The organism is Streptomyces sp. HmicA12 (assembly GCF_000373565.1).
GTDB lineage: Bacteria > Actinomycetota > Actinomycetes > Streptomycetales > Streptomycetaceae > Streptomyces.
In genome coordinates, this window is the sequence record NZ_KB891799.1 from 216,977 (window position 1) to 238,265 (window position 21,289).

General features: G+C 72.5%; 16 protein-coding genes. 8 read left to right on the forward strand and 8 right to left on the reverse strand.

Features of this window, described 5'->3' with window-relative positions:
• Window positions 1-301 precede the first annotated feature (301 nt).
• From B072_RS0107765 to B072_RS0107775, 3 genes are read right to left on the reverse strand one after another with little or no spacing between them, the layout of a single operon-like run.
• Window positions 302-1,084 (reverse strand): hypothetical protein, encoded by a 783-nt coding sequence (locus B072_RS0107765; protein WP_026245554.1) that lies wholly within the window; start codon window positions 1,082-1,084, stop codon window positions 302-304.
• On the reverse strand, window positions 1,081-2,526 hold the full coding sequence (locus B072_RS0107770; RefSeq protein ID WP_043243490.1) for an ABC transporter permease subunit: 1,446 nt from the start codon (window positions 2,524-2,526) through the stop codon (window positions 1,081-1,083). The genes B072_RS0107765 and B072_RS0107770 overlap by 4 nt, the downstream gene beginning before the upstream one ends.
• A complete protein-coding gene (locus B072_RS0107775; RefSeq protein ID WP_026245555.1) occupies window positions 2,523-3,449 on the reverse strand; it encodes an ABC transporter ATP-binding protein in 927 nt (308 codons plus the stop codon). The genes B072_RS0107770 and B072_RS0107775 overlap by 4 nt, the downstream gene beginning before the upstream one ends.
• A 121-nt stretch (window positions 3,450-3,570) precedes the next feature.
• Between B072_RS0107775 and B072_RS0107780 the strand changes: the two genes are divergently transcribed.
• Together B072_RS0107780 and B072_RS0107785 are read left to right on the forward strand one after the other, a co-directional pair.
• Window positions 3,571-4,731 (forward strand): sensor histidine kinase, encoded by a 1,161-nt coding sequence (locus tag B072_RS0107780; RefSeq protein ID WP_018529379.1) that lies wholly within the window; start codon window positions 3,571-3,573, stop codon window positions 4,729-4,731.
• Window positions 4,728-5,396 (forward strand): response regulator, encoded by a 669-nt coding sequence (locus B072_RS0107785; protein WP_018529380.1) that lies wholly within the window; start codon window positions 4,728-4,730, stop codon window positions 5,394-5,396. The genes B072_RS0107780 and B072_RS0107785 overlap by 4 nt, the downstream gene beginning before the upstream one ends.
• Before the next feature lie 3 nt (window positions 5,397-5,399).
• On the opposite strand, the gene B072_RS42775 is transcribed toward B072_RS0107785, so the two are convergent.
• Window positions 5,400-6,431, reverse strand: a complete 1,032-nt coding sequence (locus tag B072_RS42775) for an intradiol ring-cleavage dioxygenase (RefSeq protein WP_078506339.1) — start codon at window positions 6,429-6,431, stop codon at window positions 5,400-5,402.
• Window positions 6,432-6,610: 179 nt separating this feature from the next.
• A complete protein-coding gene (aspS, locus tag B072_RS0107795) occupies window positions 6,611-8,377 on the reverse strand; it encodes an aspartate--tRNA ligase (protein ID WP_018529382.1) in 1,767 nt (588 codons plus the stop codon).
• A 136-nt stretch (window positions 8,378-8,513) separates the two neighbouring features.
• Here aspS and B072_RS0107800 point away from each other — a divergent pair, with 136 nt between their 5' ends.
• A complete protein-coding gene (locus B072_RS0107800; protein WP_018529383.1) occupies window positions 8,514-10,658 on the forward strand; it encodes an ATP-binding SpoIIE family protein phosphatase in 2,145 nt (714 codons plus the stop codon).
• Here B072_RS0107800 and B072_RS0107805 read toward each other — a convergent pair.
• The 3 genes from B072_RS0107805 to B072_RS0107815 all read right to left on the reverse strand — a co-directional run bounded on the left by B072_RS0107805 (window position 10,613) and on the right by B072_RS0107815 (window position 13,448).
• The gene (locus B072_RS0107805; protein WP_018529384.1) at window positions 10,613-11,701 is read right to left on the reverse strand and encodes an AI-2E family transporter; all 1,089 of its coding nucleotides are present in this window, start codon (window positions 11,699-11,701) and stop codon (window positions 10,613-10,615) included. The two genes, B072_RS0107800 and B072_RS0107805, sit on opposite strands and share 46 nt — an antisense overlap.
• A gap of 65 nt (window positions 11,702-11,766) precedes the next feature.
• Entirely contained in the window at window positions 11,767-12,735 is a 969-nt protein-coding gene (locus B072_RS0107810) for a pirin family protein (protein ID WP_018529385.1), read from the reverse strand.
• Between the two features lie 224 nt (window positions 12,736-12,959).
• Entirely contained in the window at window positions 12,960-13,448 is a 489-nt protein-coding gene (locus tag B072_RS0107815; RefSeq protein ID WP_018529386.1) for an SseB family protein, read from the reverse strand.
• A gap of 161 nt (window positions 13,449-13,609) precedes the next feature.
• On the opposite strand from B072_RS0107815, the gene B072_RS0107820 reads away from it, so the two are divergent.
• The 5 genes from B072_RS0107820 to B072_RS0107840 all read left to right on the forward strand — a co-directional run bounded on the left by B072_RS0107820 (window position 13,610) and on the right by B072_RS0107840 (window position 21,223).
• Entirely contained in the window at window positions 13,610-14,449 is an 840-nt protein-coding gene (locus B072_RS0107820) for an alpha/beta fold hydrolase (protein ID WP_018529387.1), read from the forward strand.
• 173 nt (window positions 14,450-14,622) lie between these two features.
• A complete protein-coding gene (locus tag B072_RS0107825) occupies window positions 14,623-16,461 on the forward strand; it encodes an acyl-CoA dehydrogenase (protein WP_018529388.1) in 1,839 nt (612 codons plus the stop codon).
• Between the two features lie 244 nt (window positions 16,462-16,705).
• Window positions 16,706-18,013, forward strand: coding sequence for a M18 family aminopeptidase (locus B072_RS0107830; RefSeq protein WP_018529389.1), 1,308 nt, complete (start codon window positions 16,706-16,708; stop codon window positions 18,011-18,013).
• Between the two features lie 107 nt (window positions 18,014-18,120).
• Entirely contained in the window at window positions 18,121-18,339 is a 219-nt protein-coding gene (locus B072_RS0107835; protein WP_018529390.1) for a DUF6458 family protein, read from the forward strand.
• A gap of 94 nt (window positions 18,340-18,433) precedes the next feature.
• Window positions 18,434-21,223, forward strand: coding sequence for an AfsR/SARP family transcriptional regulator (locus tag B072_RS0107840; protein ID WP_018529391.1), 2,790 nt, complete (start codon window positions 18,434-18,436; stop codon window positions 21,221-21,223).
• The last annotated feature ends 66 nt before the right edge of the window (window positions 21,224-21,289 follow it).

Sequence of the window (21,289 nt, forward strand, 5' to 3'; positions counted from 1 at the left end):
GGTCGATCAGCAGGTAGACAGAGCCACCCGCCGCCGTGCGCCTGCCTGCACAGCCTCGTCGACCACTCGACGATCGTGCTGTGGTCTCCGTCCGACAGGGCCTTGGCGCCCAGCCTCCCTCCGAGGGCCTCCCGCCACAGGGACTCATCGATCCGCAGGGCGTGCCCGGCGAGCTCCTCGAAGCCCCCCTGACTCAGCATCACAGTGGATCGCGCCTCTACGGGACTCATGAGGGTCTCCCCCCTACCTCGTCATCGCGGAAAAGGTCCTGCCATCACAGCACGTCACCCCCTCCGCCACCTCACGCGTCCCGCGCCCTCAGCGCCCCCCAGCCCAGCATCAGCGCCCCGCCCGCATAGGCGGCGAGGACGGCGATGCCCGTCCAGGGGGCGAGCGGAGCCGTACCGGTGCCGCTCGTCGTCTGGACGGCGAGGCCCGCCGTCATCGGGGAGAACTTCTGGACCCGGTGCAGCACGTGCGCCGGCATCTGGATGATCAGGGTGGCCAGGTAGGGCCCGTACAGCAGCGCCATCACCGCCCCGACGGCCGCCGCCGCGTGCCGCACCAGCAGCGCCACCCCCACACTCAGCAGCGCGACCAGCAGCAGATAGACGACCGTGCCGAGCACCGCTCGCCACAACATGCTGGAGGAGAGCGGGAGTTGACCGAATCCCGATGCTCCCGACTGTCCCGACAGGACCGTGCGGCCCGCCGCCAGCGAGCCGAGGGCCGCGGGGAGCGCGGCGGCAAGCACCGCCGCCGCGGTCACCGCCGCCTTCGCCAGGAACACCGTGGTGCGCCGCGGGTTCGCCGCGAGGGTCGTACGGATCATGCGCGGGTACTCGCAGGAGACCACGGCGACGGCGACGAGCGCGGCCGCCGTCTGCGCCAGGTACACCCCGGACAGGGACAGCGCGGTCGGCGCGAGAACCCCCGACTGGCCCTTCCCGGCGCTCGCCGCGATCAGCGCGGTGCACGCGACCATCACTCCGGTCAGGGACGCCACCGTCCACAACTGCCCGGGAACAGTACGGAGTTTGGTCCACTCCCCGTGGATCGCCCGGCGGACTCCCGTGGCCGTCATACGTCCCGCCCGGCCAGCCGCCACCGCGCCGCCCCGAGCACCACGGCCACGTACAGACAGAGCACTCCGAAGCCCACCCACGGGGTGACGACGGTGTCGAGGAGCCGGCGGGTCTGCTGGACCGCGAGGCCGGCCGTGGGCGTGGCCCGGCCGACGAAGTCGCTGAACCCGATGGACGTGCTCTGCGCGACGATCGGCAGCACCACGAACGTGACGATCATCAGCACCACGGCCGGCACGGCGCGCCGCAGCAGCGCCCCGACTCCCAGGCTCAGCACGGCGGCCAGCGCCAGGAACGCCGCGCTGCCGACGATCGCCCGCACGGTCGCCGGGTCGGTGAGGGAGAGCTCGGGGAAGAGCGGCGGGGCGAAGCCGTTGTCGCGCAGGGCGGGGCGGGCGACGAGGAACTCGGCCACGCACGCGACCAGGCCCACGGCGAACACCGTCGCGCCGAGGACGAGCGCCTTCGCGGCGAGCACCCGGCCGCGCCGCGGACTCGCGGTGAACGTGGTGCGCACGGTCCCGGTCTTGTACTCGGACGTGATGAACAGGACGCCCAGGGCGATCACCGCGATCGTCGCGATCTGGATGCCGTCGTCGAGGGCCATCTTGACCAGGTCGGGCTGTCCGCCGAGCTGTCCGACACCGCCCATGCCGAGGCCGCCCAGGTCGCCGCTGCCGGTGATCGTGAAGGTGCCGTCGTGCTCGCGGTAGGGCTTGGGGGCGGCGACCGGGTCGGCCATCTCCTCCTTCTCCCCCTTCTTCACGGGCTGTGCGATGTCCGCCTGCCGCCAGCCGCCGGCGCCTGCCGCCGCGGGGAAGGCGACGTGGTCGAAGACGGCCCTGCCGAGGGTGGCCACGGGGTGCATGCGCAGATCGCCGGGGCCGGTGCGCTCCTCCTTGCCGTCCACGGGCGAGGTGACGAAGAGGCCCGCCTCGGCGGCCGTGGGCAGCCCGGCGACGGTGAGCGTGCCGACCCTGGTCCAGGCGCGGCCGTCGGCGGACTCGTAGCCGGTGACCCGGTCCCCGGACCGTACGAGCCGCAGCCAGAGCGGGGCGTCCGCGCCGCCGGAGCCGGTCAGTTCGTGTTCCCCGTCGGCCATCATCCGCACGCCGTGCTCCGGCGTCACCATCAGGGCGGCGTACGAGGATCCGCTCGCGGTGCCGTCCTTCAGGAGCAGTCCCGCCTTCGCCCAGGCGGCGCTGTTCTGCTGCGCGGCGACCCGCACGGTGAAGGTGCCGTCGCCCGCGGCGGTGCGGTGCACGAAGGTCGAGCTGTCGTACTTCTTCGGGCCGGCGTAGCTGAACGTGCTGCCGTTCGCCGACGCGACGGTCAGCAGCAGGCTGAGGGCGATCAGCGCGATCAGGGCGAGGGGGGTGCTGCGGACACTGCGCAGCTTGGTCCACTCGGCGCGCACGGCACGGAGCATCGGCGACCTCATGACGACGCCTCCTGTGCCGTGAACTCCGTCGCTGCACCGGTGAGTTCCATGTACGCCTCCTCCAACGTGGCCCGGTGCCTTGCCAGTTCGGAGAACGGGATGCCGTGCGCGCCGAGCCGGGCGACGACCTCCTCGGCGGCCAGTCCGGTGACGGTGAGCGAGTCGGGGCCGGTCACGGCGACGGTGGCGTCGGCCCCCGCGAGGACCGCCAGGGCTTCGGCGCGCCGGCCGGTCCGCAGGGCGACACGCTCGCCGGACGCCTCGTCGAGCAGCGCGGCGACGCCGGTGTCGGCGAGCAGCCGCCCCCGGCCGATCACGATGACGTGGTCCGCGGTGTCCTGCAGCTCGCTCATCAGATGCGACGAGACGAGGACCGTACGCCCCTCCGCGGCAAGGGACTTGAGGAAGCGCCTGATCCACTGGACGCCCTCGGGGTCGAGCCCGTTGACCGGCTCGTCGAGGATCAGCACGGGCGGGTCGCCGAGCAGGGCGGCCGCGATGCCGAGCCGCTGGCGCATCCCGAGGGAGAAGCCGCCCGCGCGCTTCTTCGCGGCGGAGGCGAGGCCGACCTGGTCCAGGACGAGGTCGACGCGGCGGCTCGGCAGCCCGTTGTAGTGGGCGAGCCACAGCAGATGGTCGCGGGCCCGGCGGCCCGGGTGCAGCGCCTCGCAGTCGAGCAGCGCGCCGACGGTGGACAGCGGGTCGGCGAGCCGAGTGTAGTCCTGCCCGCCGATGAGCGCGGCCCCGCTGTCGGGCCGGTCGAGCCCGAGCATCATCCGCAGCGTCGTCGACTTCCCGGCCCCGTTGGGCCCGACGAACCCGGTCACCCGCCCCGCCTCGACGGTGAAGCTGAGCCCGTCCACGGCCGTGGTGGACCCGTACCGCTTGCACAGCCCGCGGGCCTCGATCGTCATATCCGTCATGCCTGTTGACGTTAGGGACCGGGCGGCGGAACGGCGTCCCGCCCGGGCGTGGTCTCACGGGGGGCCCGCTCCCCCCGCAGGGGGACGCCGCCCACGCCGCGCCCCGCCGATAATGACCGCCATGACCGGGACCTGGACCGCGGCACGGGCACGGGCGCGGCGCGCGGCGACCGCACGTGACCTGCCGCTGCTCGCCGCCGCGGTGCTGGCCCTGGCGGCCCTTGCCGAAGTCACCGGACAGGGCCGGGGCCCGGAGCCCGAACTTCCCGGGCTGCTCGCCCTGGCGCTCGGCGCGACCGCGCCCCTCGCCTTCGTCCGCTCCCAGCTCCTGCTCACCGCCACGGCCCTCACCGCGGCCGCGCTGCTCGCCCCTCTCGCATACGGCCGGACGCTGTACGCGGGACTGCCGGCCCTCGCCGCCGCCCTGTACCTGGTGGGGCGGCGCGGTCCTGGCCGCACCGCCGTCCTGTTCGCCGTGCCCTTCACCACGTACGCGCTCACGGACGACAGCGGCCCCTACGGCGTCGTCCTCCTCGCGGGCGCGGCGGCAGCGCTCACCGCGGGCGGCGCCCGGCGCGCGAAGGCCGAGGCGGCCCGCCGTTCCGCCGCCGACTGGGCGTACGCGGACACGGCCCTCGCCCATGCGGCGCTCGGTGAACGCGCCCGTATCGCAAGGGAGTTGCACGACATCGTGGCCCACCACATCTCGACGATCTCGGTGCAGGCGGAGACGGCCCGCTACACGACCCCCGGCCTGCCGCCGGAGGGTGCCGAGCGTTTCCTGGCGATCGGCGACACGGCCCGCCTCGCGCTCACGGAGATGCGCCGCCTCCTCGGCGTCCTGCGCGAGGACGCCCCCGCCGAGCCCGCGGCGGCCGCGCCCCGCTCCCCGCAGCCGGGCCTCGACCAGCTCGTCACCCTGGTCGACGAGGCCCGCGCGGCGACCGGCACCGCCGTCCGCCTCATCGTCCGCGGTCGTGTCACCGCCCTCGATCCCGGCCTGGAACTCACCGCGTACCGCATCGTCCAGGAAGCCCTGACCAACGCCCGCCGGCATGCGCCCGGCGTCGCCGTCGACGTCGAACTGCACTACAGGGAGAGCCAGTTGGCGATACGTGTACGGGACTGCGGCCCGGGCACGGGGGCCGGCGAGCCGGGTCACGGCCTGCTCGGCATGCGTGAACGCACGGCGATGGCAGGCGGCACCCTGCACGCGGGGCAGGCCCCGGCCGGCGGGTTCCTGGTCGAGGCCGTGCTGCCGGTGCGGAGCGCCGCCCGGTGAACGGCATCCGCATCGTCGTCGCCGACGACCAGGACGTCGTACGGGCCGGCTTCGGGGCGCTGCTCGGCAGCCAGCCGGACTTCACGGTCGTCGGCAGCGCACCCGGCGGCGCCGAGGCGGTCCGCGTCTGCCGCGAGGTCCGCCCCGACCTCGTCCTCATGGACGTCCGCATGCCGGGCATGGACGGCATCGAGGCGACCCGTCGCATCACCCGCGACCTGCCGGACACCCGCATCGTGATGCTGACGACCTTCGACCTCGACGAGTACGTGTACGACGCGCTCGCCGCCGGTGCCAGCGGTTTCCTGCTCAAGGACATGCAGGCCGAGCGGCTCTTCGAGGCGGTGCGGGTGGTCGCGGCGGGCGAGGCGCTGCTCGCGCCGACGGTCACCCGCCGCCTGATCGCCGAGTTCACCCGGCTGCGCCCGCGCGCGGTGCCCGAACAGGCCCTCGCCGTCGACGCGTTGACCCCGCGCGAGCGCGAGGTGCTGCGGCTGATCGCCGAGGGCCTGTCCAATCAGGAGATCGCCCGGCGTCTGGTCGTCGGCGGGGAGACCGTGAAGACCCACGTCAGCCGGGTGCTCGCCAAGCTGGGGGTGCGCGACCGGGCGCAGGCGGTGGTCGCGGCGTACGAGTCGGGACTCGTGGTGCCGCGCTCGGGCTGAGTCCTACGAGGCGGCGGACGACGCGGAGGCCGAAGGAGCCCCCGGCATCGTGTCCGTCGATTCGTGCGTCTCGTCCGGCGCCACCCCCATCGTCAGTGACGCCACGACGCCCTTGCCGATGTGCTTCTTGAGGTACTTGAGGTGCAGCAGGCCGCCCTCGGTGCCGTTGTCCGGGTAGATCGTGTCCTCGTCGAGCGTCGTACGGGCCGTGGTGTTCGTCGAGTACGGCGCGACCTCGGCCGAGGCGAGGACGGATGCCTCGGAGAAGAAGAGCTGGCCGGTGTGGCAGGTGTGGCCCCCCTCGTAGCCCGCGTCGGTCCACTCGCCGTCGACGTGCACCTTGACGTGGATGTGCACGCAGCGGCCCTGGTACCAGCCAGGGAAGACCGTCCTGAACGCGACGCGGCCGTGTTTGTCGGTCTTCCATGTGCCGCGCAGATAGCGCTCGTCGTCGGTGGGCACCTGGTGCCCGCCACCACCGCCACCGCCACCGGGACCGCCCGTCGGGGGCTCACCGGTGGGGGCGCCGGTGGGCTCACCGGTGGGGGCGCCGGTGGGCTCACCGGTGGGGGCGCCGGTGGGGGCGCCGGTGGGGGCGCCGGTGGGGGCGCCGGTGGGGGCGCCGGTGGGAGGCGTACCGCCGCCCCCGGAGCTCATGTCCTCGTAGCCGGAGTAGATCCCGACGGCGTTGCAGTGCCAGATGTCGACGGCGGCGTCCTTCAGCGGCTCGCACGTGTCCGCGTCGATCACCTTGAGGCTCAGCAGGAGCGGGATGCCCTCCTGGTCCTCGGTGATGTCGCGGCGGAGCTTGTCGGCGTCGATGTAGTACGGGCCCTCGGTGGTCTCCGTGGTGAGCCGATAGCAGGCGTCCGTGCCCGACGCCGTGTCGTCGGCGAACGCTCCACCCTCCGTGAGGGTGCCGGCGATCCCCACGGCCGCGACGGTCGCGCCGGCCGCCAGGATGGCCCTCCGTCGGGTCAACTCTCTTTTGTGTGAAGCTACTTGGGGCTCAGGTTGCTCAGTCGGATCGGTCATGGGCGTGGACGCTAGGGGCCGAAGCTGTCAGGGCCATGGGTGCGGACTGTGAATCAGGGCTGTGTATCAGGACTGTGTATCAGGGCCGCGCATCAGGCTGTGCATCACCCGGAAACGTCAGGGCCCCCGCTCCGGCGTGCGGAGCGGGGGCCCTGAGGTGAACTGCCGTACGGTGCCGGTTACTTCTTCTCGACCGGCTTGCGCAGCTGGATGTTGAGCTCGCGCAGGCGCGTCTCGTCCAGCTCGGTCGGGGCGCCCATCATCAGGTCCTGCGCGTTGCCGTTCAGCGGGAACGAGATCGTCTCCCGGATGTTCGGCTCGTCCGCGAGGAGCATGACGATGCGGTCGACACCCGGGGCGATCCCGCCGTGCGGCGGGGCGCCGAAGCGGAACGCGCGGAGCATGCCCGCGAACTCGGCCTCGACCGTCTCGGCCTCGTAGCCCGCGATCTCGAACGCCTTCAGCATGATGTCGGGCTCGTGGTTCCGGATCGCGCCGGAGGACAGCTCGATGCCGTTGCAGACGATGTCGTACTGCCAGGCCAGGATGTCGAGCGGGTCCTTCTCCTCCAGGTCCTGCATGCCGCCCTGCGGCATGGAGAACGGGTTGTGAGAGAAGTCGATCTTGCCGGTCTCCTCGTCCTTCTCGTACATCGGGAAGTCGACGATCCAGCAGAAGCGGAAGACGCCCTCTTCGAAGTGCCCGGCGCGCTTGGCGGCCTCGACCCGGACGGCGCCCATGATCTTGGAGACCTCGTCGTACTCGCCCGCGCCGAAGAACACGGCGTGGCCGGCGGCGAGACCCAGACGCTCGGTGAGGACCTTGACGTTCTCCTCGGTGAGGAACTTGGCGATCGGGCCCGCGAACGCGCCGTCCTCGCCCACGCGGATCCAGGCCAGGCCCCTGGCGCCCTGCTCGACCGCGTAGTCACCGAGGCCGTCGAAGAACTTGCGGGACTGCGAGGCGGTGTCCGGGACGGGCAGCGCGCGCACGTGCTTGCCCGCGAACGCCTTGAACTCCGAGCCCTCGAACACGTCGGTGATGTCGACGAGCTCCAGCTTGGCGCGCAGGTCCGGCTTGTCGTTGCCGTACTTCAGCATCGACTCGCGGAACGGGATCCGCGGGAACGGGGAGGTGACCTCGCGGCCGCCGCCGAACTCCGTGAAGATCTCCGTCATGAGCTTCTCGATGGGCTGGAAGACGTCTTCCTGCTCCACGAAGCTCATCTCGACATCGAGCTGGTAGAACTCGCCCGGCGAGCGGTCCGCGCGGGCGTCCTCGTCGCGGAAGCAGGGCGCGATCTGGAAGTAGCGGTCGAAGCCCGAGATCATCAGCAGCTGCTTGAACTGCTGCGGGGCCTGCGGCAGCGCGTAGAACTTGCCCGGGTTCAGGCGGGACGGGACGACGAAGTCGCGGGCGCCCTCGGGGGAGGTCGCGGCGAGGATCGGCGTCGCCATCTCGTTGAAGCCGAGGGCGACCATCTTCGAGCGGATCGAGGCGATCACGGCGGAGCGCAGCATGATGTTGCGGTGCATGCGCTCGCGGCGCAGGTCGAGGAAGCGGTACTCCAGGCGCCGCTCCTCGTTCACGCCGTCGTCCGCGTTGATCGTGAACGGGATCTGCTGGGCCGCGCCGAGCACCTCGACCTCGGCGGCCTCGATCTCGATCTCGCCGGTGGGCAGCTCGCCGTTCACGTTGTCCGCGCCGCGGGAGACGACCTTGCCGTCCACACGGACGACGGTCTCCTTGGTGAGCTTGTCGAGGACCTCGGCGGCCTTCGTGCCCGGGCGGGCGACGAGCTGCGTGATGCCGTAGTGGTCGCGCAGATCGATGAAGAGGATGCCGCCCAGGTCTCGGCGATTGTGCAGCCAGCCGCTCAGCCGGACGTCGGTGTCGACGTCAGAGGCGCGGAGCTCGCCGCAGGTGTGGGACCTGTACCGATGCATCGTCGTTCATCCAGCCTTTGCGCTTGGGGTTCCCGGGGAGACAACCCGGATCTCCCCAAGGGTACCGGCCGCCTCAAGATCGCTCTTCAAATACTCTCGGTGGCACTTCCCGATCACCTCTTCCTAAAGTGGGGCAATGCTCACTGGTGACCCCCTCCCTCCGCTGGAGGACGTCCTCGCCGCTCTCGCGACCGGTCTGTGGCGCTGGGACAACCGAGCGGGTCTGGTCACCTTCGACGCGGAGGCCGCCCGCCTCGTCGGGCTGCCCGCGGAGGTCACCACGCTGTCCGAGGCGGGCGCCCGGGCCCGCTTCCACCCGGTCGACTGGAACGAGATAGACGGCGTCGTCCGCCTCGCCGTCGCCGAGGGCACCCTCGCCGAGGCCCGGCTGCGCATCATGGACGACCAGGGTCACGTCATCCGCACGGTACGCAGCCGCTCCAGGCCGGTGATGCACGGCGACGCCCCGGACTCGTACGAGCTGGTCGGCACCCTCCAGGAGGTCGCCGAGCCCCCGCCCGGCGCCTCGTCGCGCACCCCCGTCACCGGCGACTGGCGCCGCTCCCGCGAGGCGTTCCTGCTCGACGCGGGCCGCGCCCTCGCGGAGGCCGACTCGACGGCCGAGGTCATGCGGGTCGCGGCGGGCCTGTCGATGCCCGGGTTCTCGCCGGACGGCCTCGCCGTGTTCGGCGTCGCGGGCGACCGGCTCACCGTCATCGGCCACCACGGGCACCAGCCGGGTGCCGAGGGCCCCTTCACCGACATGGATCTGGCCACGGACTATCCGGCGGCGGAGGTCTGCCGCACGGGCCGGGCCGTCTACCTCTCGTCACCCGCGGAGTACCGGCGCCGCTACCCGGCCGCCTGGCCGCTGGCCGCCCGCTTCGAGCGGCAGTCCTGGGCGTTCCTGCCGCTGGTCGTCGCGGGCCGCACGATCGGCGCGTGGATGGCGGGCTTCGCGTACCCGGTCACCTTCAGCCCGGACGAGCGCTCGGTCCTCACCACCGTCGCCCGCATGCTGGCGCAGGCCCTCTCCCGGGCCGGGGTCGCCGAGTCGGAGCGCGAGCTCACCGACGGCCTGCAGAAGTCGATGCTGCCCACGCTGGGCCCCGAGATCCCCGGCATGACCATCGCCGCCCGCTACGTCCCGACCGGCGGCGGCCTCCAGGTCGGCGGCGACTGGTACGACATGATCCCGCTGCCCAACGGCCGGATCGCCCTGGTCATCGGCGACGTGCAGGGCCATGACGTGCGCGCCGCGGGACTGATGGGCCAGCTGCGTATCGCGCTGCGCGCCTACGCCGCCGAGGGCCACCGCCCCGACGCGGTCCTCTCCCGCGCCTCCCGCTTCCTGTACGGGATCACCGACAACCGGACCGACGAACTGAGCGCGCGCTTCGCGACCTGCCTGTACGTCGAGGTCGACCCGGCCACCGGCACCCTGGAGATCGCCCGCGCGGGCCACCCCGACCCCGCGATACGCACCGCCGACGGCACGGTCCTGATGCGCCCCACCGCGGGCGGCCTGCCGCTCGGCATCGACCCGGACGCCGACTACCCGACGACCCGCCTCGTCCTGGAGTCCGGCGAGACGCTCCTCCTCTGCACCGACGGCCTGATCGAGACGGGCGGGCACGATCTCGACTCCGGCTGGGCCCGGCTGCGCACGACGCTGGAGAACGGCCCCGCCGCACAGCTGGAGGAGCTGGCCGACGCGCTCGTACAGGCGGTCCACGGGCCGTCCTCGCACCACACCACGGGCCCGCTCGCGGATCGCCGCGAGGACGACATAGCGCTCCTGCTGCTGCGCCGTACGACCGAGTCGCGGATGCCCACCACGGCCCGCCGCACCGCGATGACCATCGCCCAGGCCGAGCCCGAGCGGATCGCCACCGCCCGTCAGCAGCTGCGCGAGCTGCTGCACGACTGGGCCGACGAGGACCAGGTCGACTCGGCGGTCCTCATGGTCTCCGAGATGGCCACCAACGTCCTGGTGCACACCGACGGCGACGCCCTCCTGGTCGCCGAGGTCAGCTGTGTCCAGGACGGCACGCGCCGGCTCCGCGTGGAGGTCGCGGACGCCTCGGACGACCTGCCGCACAAGCGCAGGCCCGGCGAACTCGCCTCGTCCGGGCGGGGGTTGGTGCTGATGGAGCTGCTCGCCCAGAAGTGGGGCGTGGACCCCAGGGGCGAGGGCAAGAGCATCTGGTTCGAGCTCTACGAGCCGTCACCCGATCAGCCTGTTTCACGTGAAACAGAGGGCTCCACCGGGTCCGCGTAGCGGCCCCGCAGCTCCCCGATGACCCCGAACGCGGCGGCCACCACCGGTACCGCGAGCAGCATCCCGAGGATCCCCGCGACCGAGGCGCCCGCCGCGATGGCCAGCATCACCATCGCCGGATGCATCTGCACCGTGCGCGACTGGATCATGGGCTGCAGGATGTGCCCCTCCAGCTGCTGCACCGCGAGGATCACGCCGAGCGCCCACAGAGCGATCACGAGTCCCCGGTCGGCGAGCGCGACGAGGACGGCGACGGCGCCGGAGATGGTGGCGCCCAGGTAGGGGATGTACGCGCCGACGAAGACCAGCGCGCCCAGGCCCACCGCGCCCGGAACCCGCAGGATCAGCAGGCCGACCGTGATGCACACCGCGTCGATGAGGGCGATGAAGGTCGTGCCGCGCATGAAGCCCGAGACGGCCTCGAAGGCCCGGCGGCCCATCGCTTCGATGACCGGTCCCGTGCCGCGCGGCGCGATGGCGTGCGCGAGGCCCACGGCCCGGTTGGAGTCCTTCAGGAAGAAGAAGGTCAGCAGCAGCGCGAGCACGCTGGTCGCAAGCAGCGAACCGAGCACGGAGAGCCCGGCGAGGACTCCGCTGGCCAGGCTCGATCCCCATTTGGTCAGCAGGTTCTTGGCGTTGTCGGCGATGTTGCCGAGATCGTCGGCGCCGGTGATCCCGAGGTGGTCGCGGAACCAGTCCCCGGCCTGTTGCAGGGAGTCGACGATCTGTTCACCGGAGTCGATGAGGGACTTGACGACGATGTATCCGGCGCCGCCGACGACGGCGACCAACGCGACGCAGGTGAGGGCGGCGGCCAGCGCCCGCGGCACCTTCTTCTTGATCAGCCAGTCGAAGACCGGCGCGAGCAGCGCGGTGCCGAGCAGCGCGAGCAGGGTGGGCGTGACCGCCGACTTGAAGACGACGCAGAGCCAGACGCCGACGGCGGCGACCCCGATGACGAGCAGCGCCACGGCGCACCAGGCTGCGGTGCGCCGAGCGCCGTCGGGAAGCAGCGGCTTGCTGTCCGGCTTACTGGTGTCCACGCAGCCAGGCGATCACGTCTCGGCCGGGCCCACCTTCCGGGCGGGCCCAGCCGGGTGACGTGCAGTCAGCTGGTGTGCGGCAGGCGCTCCGCGCTGGGGACGACGCCCAGGCGGCCGGCCTGGAAGTCGTCGAAGGCCTGCTGGAGCTCGGCCTTGGTGTTCATCACGAACGGGCCGTAGTGCGCCATGGGTTCGCGGATGGGCTGTCCGCCCAGGATCACGACCTCCAGGTCGGGGGTGTTCCCGTCCTGGGACTCGTCGGCCCGCACGGTCAGCGACGAGCCCGCGCCGAACACGGCCGTCTGCCCGGTGTGGACGGGCCGGCGGTCGGTGCCCACGGTGCCGCGTCCGGCGAGGACGTAGACGAGTCCGTTGTAGTCCTCGCGCCAGGGCAGGGTCGCCTCGGCGCCGGGGCGGATCGTGGCGTGCACCATCGTGATCGGGGTGTGCGTGATGCCGGGGCCCTCGTGGCCGTCGAACTCACCGGCGATGACGCGAAGGAGCGCGCCGCCGTCGGCCGTGGTGAGCAGCTTGACCTGGCCACCGCGGATGTCCTGGTACCGCGGGTCCTGCATCTTGTCCTTGGCGGGCAGGTTCACCCACAGCTGCAGGCCGTGGAAGAGGCCGCCGGACATGACGAGGGACTCCGGCGGCGCCTCGATGTGCAGCAGGCCGGAGCCCGCCGTCATCCACTGGGTGTCGCCGTTGGTGATGGTGCCGCCACCGCCGTGCGAGTCCTGGTGGATGAAGGTGCCGTCGATGATGTACGTGACGGTCTCGAAGCCGCGGTGCGGGTGCCAGGGCGTGCCCTTGGGCTCTCCGGGCGCGTACTCCACCTCGCCCATCTGGTCCATCATGATGAACGGGTCGAGGTACTTGTAGTTGATCCCGGCGAACGCGCGGCGCACCGGGAATCCCTCCCCCTCGAATCCGCCGGGGGCGGTCGTCACGGCGAGCACCGGGCGCGCCACGGCGTCGGCGGGCGCGGACACACGGGGCAGGGTCAGCGGGTTCTCGACGGTCACAGCGGGCATGGCGGCCTCCTCAAGCTCTGCCATCAATTTAGTTGAACAGTGAACATCTCGCAAGCCCCGCGTTATTCCGGGCGGGCCGCCAGGGGTCCTCGGGGGTCCTGAGGGGGGTGCCGCGGGGGCACTGCGGGGGCTTCGGGAGCGCACCTCCCGGACATACGCGAGAGCGGGCCCGGACGGGTGTTCAGCCCGCCCGGGCCCGCTCTCGCGCTGTGCGACGTGGTGCGTCAGCCGTACATGCGGCGCATCGCGAAGTCGACCATCTGCTCGACGGCCTTCGCGTCGAAGACCATCCGATGCTCGCCCTCCATGTCGAGGACGAAGCCGTACCCGGTGGGCAGCAGGTCGATCACCTCGGCGCCGGTGATGACGAAGTACTTGGACTCCTTGCCCGCGTACCGGCGCAGCTCCTTGAGCGTGGTGAACATGGGGATCACCGGCTGCTGGGTGTTGTGCAGCGCGAGGAACCCGGGGTTGTCGCCGCGCGGGCAGTAGACCTTCGACGACGCGAAGATCTGCTGGAAGTCCTCGGCGGACATCGAGCCGGTGGTGAACGCGCGGACCGCGTCGGCGAGCGACGGCGGCGACGGCTCCGGGTACAGCGGCGCCTGCTGCCCGTATCCGCCCATGCCGCCCTGCGGGGGCATGCCCTGCTGCGGCGGGGCGTACTGCTGCCCGGCGCCCGCTCCGCCCGGGGTCCGCTCGTATCCGTACATGGGGGCAAGGGTACCGAGGGCGGGCGGGGTGATGGGCGCGGGATGGATTTCTGTAGTGGGGGCTAGTGAAAGGGCGGGGAGGGCTGCTACGTTATTTATGTAGTCGCCGATACAGAATTGCGTGGCGGGGGACGCCCGCGCGCCGACGGGGAGGAACAGGCATGGCAGCCAGGGGAATTGGGTCCGGCATCGCGTCCGGCATCGCGTCCGGCATCACATCCGGCGAGGTCACGGCGTACGCACGGACGGTGCGCGGCTCCGGGCCCGGCCTGCTCGTGGCGCACGGCGCGGGCGGCTCGGTCGAGGCGAACTACGGCCCGGTCCTGGAGACCCTGGCCGCGGCCCGCACGGTCGTCGGCGTCGACTATCCGGGCACGGGCGCCACCCCGCGCGCGACCTCACCGCTGCGGCTGGACGATCTGGCGGACCAGCTGGTGGCCGCGGCCGACGCCGAGGGCCTCGACCGATTCGCCGTATCGGGGTACTCGCTGGGCGGCGCGGTCGCCGTGCGGATCGCCGCCCGGCACCCCGAGCGCGTCACCGCCCTGCTGCTCACGGCCACCCTCGCCCGCCCCGACCACGACGTACGCCTCACCGTCGAGGTCTGGCGCACGCTCGCCGAAGCGGGCGACCTGGACACGCTGGCCCGCTTCACGATGCCGCGCGCCCTGAGCGAGGAGGCGCTGCGCTCACTGACCGACGAGCAGGTGGCGGCCGCCCTGACGGAGAGTGCGGCGACGACCCCGCCCGGCACCGCGGACCACGCCGACCTGGTCACACGGTTCGACGTGCGCGCGGACCTGGCCCGGATCGCGGCGCCGACGCTGGTGACGGTGACGACGAAGGACCGCCTGGTCCCGCCCGCCGTGCAGCGCGAGCTGGCCGCCGGCATCACCGGCGCCCGCGTCGCGGAACTCCCGACCGGCCACCTCCCGTTCGCCGAACTGCCTGACGCATGGGGCACGTTGATGGTGGAGTTCCTCGCGGAGACCGCGGGATGAGCGAGGCGCGGCGCCCGCTCCGCCCGCCCAGCGGAAGCGGAAGCGTTCGTCACAGTTGACCCCAGAGGGGTTGATTCTTATTACCGGCGGGTAGCATCCTGGTGGTTACTAGTTAGTACGCGTACGAGATCGACCGACGTCGATCCCTCCCAAGCCTTTACGGAGCCGTCGCCATGGGGCACTACAAGTCGAATCTCCGCGACATCGAGTTCAACCTCTTCGAGGTGCTCGGCCGCGACAAGCTGTACGGCACCGGCCCGTTCGGGGAGATGGACGTCGAGACCGCCAAGAGCATCCTCGAAGAGGTCGCCCGCCTCGCCGAGACCGATCTGGCCGACTCCTTCGCGGACGCCGACCGCAACCCGCCGGTCTTCGACCCGGAGACCAACACCGCGCCGGTCCCGGCGTCCTTCAAGAAGAGCTACCAGGCCTTCATGGACTCCGAGTACTGGCGTCTGGGCCTGCCCGAGGAGATCGGTGGCACGACCGCCCCGCGCTCGCTCATCTGGGCCCACGCCGAGCTGATCCTGGGCGCCAACCCGGCCGTGTGGATGTACGCGTCCGGCCCGGCCTTCGCCGGTGTCCTCTTCGAGGAGGGCAACGAGGCGCAGAAGAAGATCGCCGAGATCGCCGTCGACAAGCAGTGGGGCTCGACGATGGTCCTGACCGAGCCGGACGCCGGCTCGGACGTGGGCGCCGGCCGCACCAGGGCCGTCCAGCAGGACGACGGATCCTGGCACATCGAGGGCGTGAAGCGGTTCATCACGTCCGGCGAGCACGACATGTCGGAGAACATCCTCCACTACGTCCTCGCCCGCCCCGAGGGCCACGGCCCCGGCACCAAGGGCCTCTCCCTCTTCCTGGTCCCGAAGTTCGAGTTCGACTGGGAGACCGGCGAGCTGGGCGAGCGCAACGGCGTGTACGCGACCAACGTCGAGCACAAGATGGGCCTCAAGGCGTCCAACACCTGCGAGATGACGTTCGGCGACCAGCACCCCGCCAAGGGCTGGCTGATCGGCGACAAGCACGACGGCATCCGCCAGATGTTCCGCATCATCGAGTTCGCCCGCATGATGGTCGGCACGAAGGCGATCTCGACGCTGTCGACCGGTTACCTGAACGCCCTGGAGTACGCCAAGGAGCGCGTGCAGGGCCCCGACCTCGCCCAGTTCATGGACAAGGCCGCGCCGAAGGTCACCATCACGCACCACCCGGACGTGCGCCGCTCGCTGCTCACGCAGAAGGCGTACGCGGAGGGCATGCGCTCGCTCGTGCTGCACACCGCCTCCGTCCAGGACGCGATCCAGGTCAAGGAGGCGAACGGCGAGGACGCCTCGACCGAGCACGCGCTGAACGACCTGCTCCTGCCGATCGTGAAGGGCTACGGCTCGGAGAAGGGCTACGAGCAGCTCGCGCAGTCGCTGCAGACCTTCGGCGGCTCCGGCTTCCTGCAGGAGTACCCGATCGAGCAGTACATCCGTGACTCCAAGATCGACACCCTCTACGAGGGCACGACCGCGATCCAGGGCCAGGACTTCTTCTTCCGGAAGATCGTCCGCAACCAGGGCGCCGCGCTGAACGGCCTCGCCGAGGAGATCAAGAAGTTCCTCGCGGTCGAGACCGGCGGCGAGGAGCTGGCCGCGGCCCGCGAGTCCCTCGCCAAGGCCGCCGTCGAGCTGGAGGCCATCGTCGGCGTCATGCTGACCGACCTGGCCGCCACCGAGCAGGACCCGAAGAACATCTACAAGGTCGGCCTGAACACGACCCGGCTGCTCATGGCCTCCGGTGACGTGGTCGTCGGCTACCTGCTGCTGAAGGGCGCGGCCGTCGCCGCGGAGCGGCTGGCCGCCGGGGACGCGGGCAAGGACACCGCGTTCTACCGGGGCAAGGTCGCCGCGGCGACGTTCTTCGCGGCGAACGTCCTGCCGGGTGTCACGGGTGCGCGCAAGCTCGCCCAGGGCACGAGCGAGGCGGGGCTCGGCGTGATGGAGCTGGACGAGGCGTCGTTCTGACCCGCACCTGACGCACGGCCCGTCACCCCTCGCCCGGGGCGGCGGGCCGTTCCGTCCGCCGGGTGCGGTTGCTTCGCGGGCGCGGGTGCGTCGTGGCCTGGCGAGCGGAGCCCGCTTCCAGGGGCGCGGGGAACCGCGCGAGAAGCCCCACCGGCCCGCGGCCGCGAACGGTGGCGCACCCGGCGGAAGAACAGGCGCGGACCACCGAGGGCGGGCCCGGTGGGGCCCGCATTACGCTGGCGTCATGCACACACCCACCGGCCCCAGCGGCTCTTTCGATCGCCGCCACACCGACGACCTGATGACCTTCCTCGCGGCGAGCCCCACGCCGTACCACGCCGTGGCGAACGTCGCCGCGCGCCTGGAGAAGGCCGGCTTCAAGCAGGTCGCGGAGACCGACGCCTGGGACGGTGAGGCGGGCGGCAAGTACGTCACCCGCGGTGGCGCGGTCATCGCCTGGTACGTGCCGCGGGGCGCGCAGGCCCACACCCCGTACCGGATCGTCGGCGGGCACACCGACTCCCCGAACCTGCGGGTGAAGCCGCAGCCCGACATGGGGAGCAACGGCTGGCGCCAGGTCGCCGTCGAGATCTACGGCGGCCCGCTGCTCAACTCCTGGCTCGACCGCGATCTCGGCCTCGCCGGGCGGATCACGCTGCGCGACGGCAGCGAGCGCCTCGTGAACATCGACCGCGCCCTGCTCCGGGTGCCGCAGCTCGCCGTGCACCTGGACCGCGGCGTGAACGCCGACGGCCTGAAGCTCGACAAGCAGCGCCACATGCAGCCGATCTGGGGCCTCGGCGGCGACGTCCACGAGGGCGATCTGCTCGGCTTCCTGGAGGACGAGTACGGCCTCGAGTCCGGCGCCATCACCGGCTGGGACCTGATGCCGTACTCCATCGAGGCGCCCTCCTACCTGGGCCGCGACCAGGAGCTCGTGGCCGGCCCGCGGATGGACAACCTGCTGTCCGTGCACGCCTGCGTCGCCGCGCTCACCGAGGTGAGCAAGCAGGAGGACCTGCCGTACATCCCGGTGCTCGCCGCCTTCGACCACGAGGAGAACGGGTCGCAGTCCGACACCGGCGCCGACGGCCCGCTGCTCGGCAACGTCCTGGAGCGCTCGGTGTTCGCACGCCGCGGCTCGCTGGAGGACCGGGCCCGCGCCTTCGCCGGAACGATCTGCCTGTCGTCCGACACCGGGCACGCCGTGCACCCCAACTACGCCGAGCGGCACGACCCGACCCATCACCCGCGCGCCAACGGCGGCCCGATCCTCAAGGTGAACGTCAACAACCGCTACGCCACCGACGGCGCCGGCCGCGCCGTGTTCGTCGCGGCGTGCGAGAAGGCGGGCGTGCCCTACCAGGCGTTCGTGTCGAACAACGCGATGCCGTGCGGCACGACCATCGGCCCGATCACCGCCGCCCGGCACGGGATCAAGACCGTCGACATCGGCGCGGCGATCCTCTCCATGCACAGCGTGCGCGAACTGTGCGGCGCGGACGACCCGTTCCATCTGGCGAACGCGCTGACGGCCTTCCTGGAGGGCTGATTCGCGTTCGTCGCGACTGCCGTGTGACGCGGAGGGGTTCGGGGTACCCGGACCCCTCAAGCAGATCCACACCCGTATCCACGTACACACGGCAGGAGGCAGACCTCATGAGCCTGGGGGGTTGCATCATCCTGATCGCCGTCGGCGCGATCCTCGCGTTCGCGACCGACTGGCAGATACAGGACGTCAATCTCGACCTCGTCGGCTGGATCCTGATGATCGTCGGGCTGATCGGGGTCTTCGCGTTCCGCAGCATCGGCAAGCGCCGTGGAATGCCGCCGAGCCACACGACCGTGATCGAGGAGGAGCGGGACCACCGCATCTGAGCCCCCCTTGCCACGTGACCGGTTGCTCCCGCCACGTACCCTGATCACCTGAGTTTTCGGGGTGATGGCCGGGGTGGCCGGGGGGAGCACTGCCGTGGAGTTCCGCCTGCTCGGAACGGTCGCCGTGGCCACGGAGAGCGGTGAACTGCCGCTCGGGCCCGCCAAGCGGCGCAGCCTGCTGGCCGCGCTGCTGCTGCGCCCCAACACCGCCGTCCCGCTGGACCAGTTGATCGACGCGCTGTGGCCCGAGGGTCCGCCCGCGCGCGGCAGGACCGTGGCGCAGGGCCATGTGTCGCGGCTGCGGGCGCTGCTCGCGCAGGGCGGGGCCGACGAGTGGGGCGTACGGCTGGTGACCCGCGGCGACGCGTACGTCCTGGAGATGCCGGAGACGCTGCTCGACGCCCACCGCTTCGAGGAGCTGGTCCGGCTCGCCCACGACCAGCGCCGCCCAGACGACGCCGCGGCCCTGCTGCGCGAGGCGCTCGGGCTGTGGCGCGGGCCCGCGCTGGTCGGCGTCGCCACCGCCGGGCCGCTGCGGGTCGCGGCGGACGGCCTGGAGCAGGCACGGATCAGCGCCGTCGAGCAACTCGCCCGCACCTACGGGGAGTTCGGCGACCACGCGCGGGCCGCCGCCCTGCTGCACGCCGAGGCCGTCGCCCACCCGATGCGGGAGTCCCTGGCGGCGGCACTGATGCGCGCCCTGTACCGGGCGGGTCGCCAGTCCGACGCCATCGACCAGTACCACCGCACCCGCACGCTGCTCGCCGACGAGCTGGGCGTCGACCCGGGGCACGCCCTGCGGGAGGCGTACGCGGAGATCCTCGCGGGGGACGGTTCCTCACCCGGGCCGGCGCCGGTGCCGGGCCGGGAGCCGGGCCGGGAGACGGGCCGGGAGACGGTGCCGGTCCGGGAGCCGGTGCCGAGCGCGCCCGGGCCCGATCTGCTGCCCCGGCCGCCCCGCGGATTCGTCGGCCGGGAGCGGGAACTGGCCGCGATCGGCGGGGCCGCGGGCCGCGAACACGCCGTCGTCGTCATCACCGGGCCCGCCGGGGCCGGCAAGACGGCCGCCGCCCTGCACTGGGCGCACACCGCCCGCGACGCCTACGACGGCGTCCTCTTCGCCGACCTGCGCGGCTTCAGCACGGACTCCCCCGCGGACACCGGCCCCGACGGCCATGACGGGCACGACGGGCACGAACCGGCCGACGTCCTGCGGGAGTTCCTCATCGCCCTCGGCGTCCCGGCACGTGAACTTCCCGAGACCCAGGGCGCGTTGGCCGCCGCCTACCGCGGCCGCACCGAGCGGCGCCGCATCCTCGTCGTCCTCGACAACGCCCGCACCGCCGCCCAGGTCCGCCCACTGCTCCCGGCCGGACCCGGCAGCGCCGCCCTGGTCACCTCGCGGCTGCGCCTGGACGGCCTCGCGGTCAGCGAACTCGCCCGCACCGTCGACATCGGGGTGCTCGACGGCGCCGCGTCCGCCGCGCTGCTCGCCGCCGCCACCGACGACCGACTCGCCGCCGAACCGGACACCGCCGCCCGGCTCGCCGCACTCTGCGCGGGACTGCCGCTCGCACTGCGCGTCGTCGCCGCCCGGGTCAACGCACGGCCGCAGTGGCCCCTGTCCGCCCTCGCCGACGAACTGGCCGACGAACAGCGCAGGCTGGCCCTCCTCGACGTGGGCGACACCGGCGTCGCGGCCGCGCTCCGGCTCACCCTGCGGGCCCTGCCCGCCGCCGCCCGGCGCCTGTTCCGCCTGCTCGGCGCCCTCCCGGGCCCCGATCTCGACCGGTACGCCGCGGCCGCGCTCACCGCGACACCGCCCGCCGAGGCCGCCGCGGACCTGGACCGGCTGGCCGACGCCCACCTCGTGACGGAACGGGCGCCGGGCCGGTACGGCATGCACGACCTGGTGCGGCTGTACGCGCGCGGCCTCGTGGACCCGGCGGAGTCCGCCCCCGGGACCGGCGACGCGGAGCCCACGGCCGAGGCACTCACCCGCCTCCTCGACCACTACCTGCGCACCGCCCTGCGGGCCGCCGCCGTCGCCGAACCCGACGACCGGCCCTGCTGCACGCCACCCGCCGGCCTGCGCGCCGACCACGGCGGGCCGCCGCTGCCCGACCGGGCGAGCGCGCTGGGCTGGTACGCGGCCGAGCGCGAGAACCTCGCGGCCGCCACCGCCGCCGCCCACGCGGCGGGACTCGACGACCGGGCCTGGCGGCTCGCCGTCCTCCAGTGGCCGTACATCGTCGGATACGTCCGCGACGACTGGGTGCCCCTGCTGCAACAGGGACTCGACGCCGCGGTCCGGCTCGGCGACCCGGACGCCGAGTCCCGGATCCGGGCCCTGTACGGCTGGGTGCTCACCGAGGAGGGGCGGCTCACCCAGGCCCTGCACCACCTGGAGCTGGCGCCCGCACTCGCCGCCCGCGCCGGCGACCCGTCCAGCGAGGCCACCGCCCTGGTCAACCTCGCCCTCGCCATGGACCGCGAGGGACCGCCCGGCGCCGCCTCCCTCGCCCATGTCGCGCGCGCGGCCGATCTCGCCCACGCCGCCGACGACGTACTGACCGAGCTGCTCGCCCTGGACCACCGGGCCCGCCAGCTGCTCGCCCGCGCCGACCATCACGCCGTACTCGCCTGTACGGAGCGCGGGGCGACGCTGCCCGGCGCGGGCACCGAGGGCCTCGCCCCGCTGCGCCGCATCTCGCTGCGCGTCTCGCGCGGCACCGCCCTGCTCGCGCTCGGCGAGCTCGAAGCGGCCCGCACGTGTCTGCGCGAGGCCCACGAGGACGCGCTGCGGCGGGGTTTCGAGCAGGGAGTGCGAGAGGCGAACGCCCAGCTCAGCGCGGTCGACAAGCGCTCGGCAGCGGAACGGTGACGGGGCACTAGCGCGGGAGCGACGGAACGGCGACGGCACCGGGCACTGTAGTGATCACAGCGGCCC

Excerpts from the sequence above, each read along its gene's own strand:
- B072_RS0107800 (WP_018529383.1), top strand. The coding sequence starts at position 8,514 with ATGCTCACTGGTGACCCCCTCCCTCCGCTGGAGGACGTCCTCGCCGCT.
- B072_RS0107770 (WP_043243490.1), bottom strand. The coding sequence starts at position 2,526 with ATGAGGTCGCCGATGCTCCGTGCCGTGCGCGCCGAGTGGACCAAGCTG.
- B072_RS0107780 (WP_018529379.1), top strand. The coding sequence starts at position 3,571 with ATGACCGGGACCTGGACCGCGGCACGGGCACGGGCGCGGCGCGCGGCG.
- B072_RS0107825 (WP_018529388.1), top strand. The coding sequence starts at position 14,623 with ATGGGGCACTACAAGTCGAATCTCCGCGACATCGAGTTCAACCTCTTC.
- B072_RS0107765 (WP_026245554.1), bottom strand. The coding sequence starts at position 1,084 with ATGACGGCCACGGGAGTCCGCCGGGCGATCCACGGGGAGTGGACCAAA.
- B072_RS0107775 (WP_026245555.1), bottom strand. The coding sequence starts at position 3,449 with ATGACGGATATGACGATCGAGGCCCGCGGGCTGTGCAAGCGGTACGGG.
- B072_RS42775 (WP_078506339.1), bottom strand. The coding sequence starts at position 6,431 with ATGACCGATCCGACTGAGCAACCTGAGCCCCAAGTAGCTTCACACAAA.
- B072_RS0107835 (WP_018529390.1), top strand. The coding sequence starts at position 18,121 with ATGAGCCTGGGGGGTTGCATCATCCTGATCGCCGTCGGCGCGATCCTC.
- B072_RS0107820 (WP_018529387.1), top strand. The coding sequence starts at position 13,610 with ATGGCAGCCAGGGGAATTGGGTCCGGCATCGCGTCCGGCATCGCGTCC.
- B072_RS0107810 (WP_018529385.1), bottom strand. The coding sequence starts at position 12,735 with ATGCCCGCTGTGACCGTCGAGAACCCGCTGACCCTGCCCCGTGTGTCC.
- B072_RS0107815 (WP_018529386.1), bottom strand. The coding sequence starts at position 13,448 with ATGTACGGATACGAGCGGACCCCGGGCGGAGCGGGCGCCGGGCAGCAG.
- aspS (WP_018529382.1), bottom strand. The coding sequence starts at position 8,377 with ATGCATCGGTACAGGTCCCACACCTGCGGCGAGCTCCGCGCCTCTGAC.
- B072_RS0107830 (WP_018529389.1), top strand. The coding sequence starts at position 16,706 with ATGCACACACCCACCGGCCCCAGCGGCTCTTTCGATCGCCGCCACACC.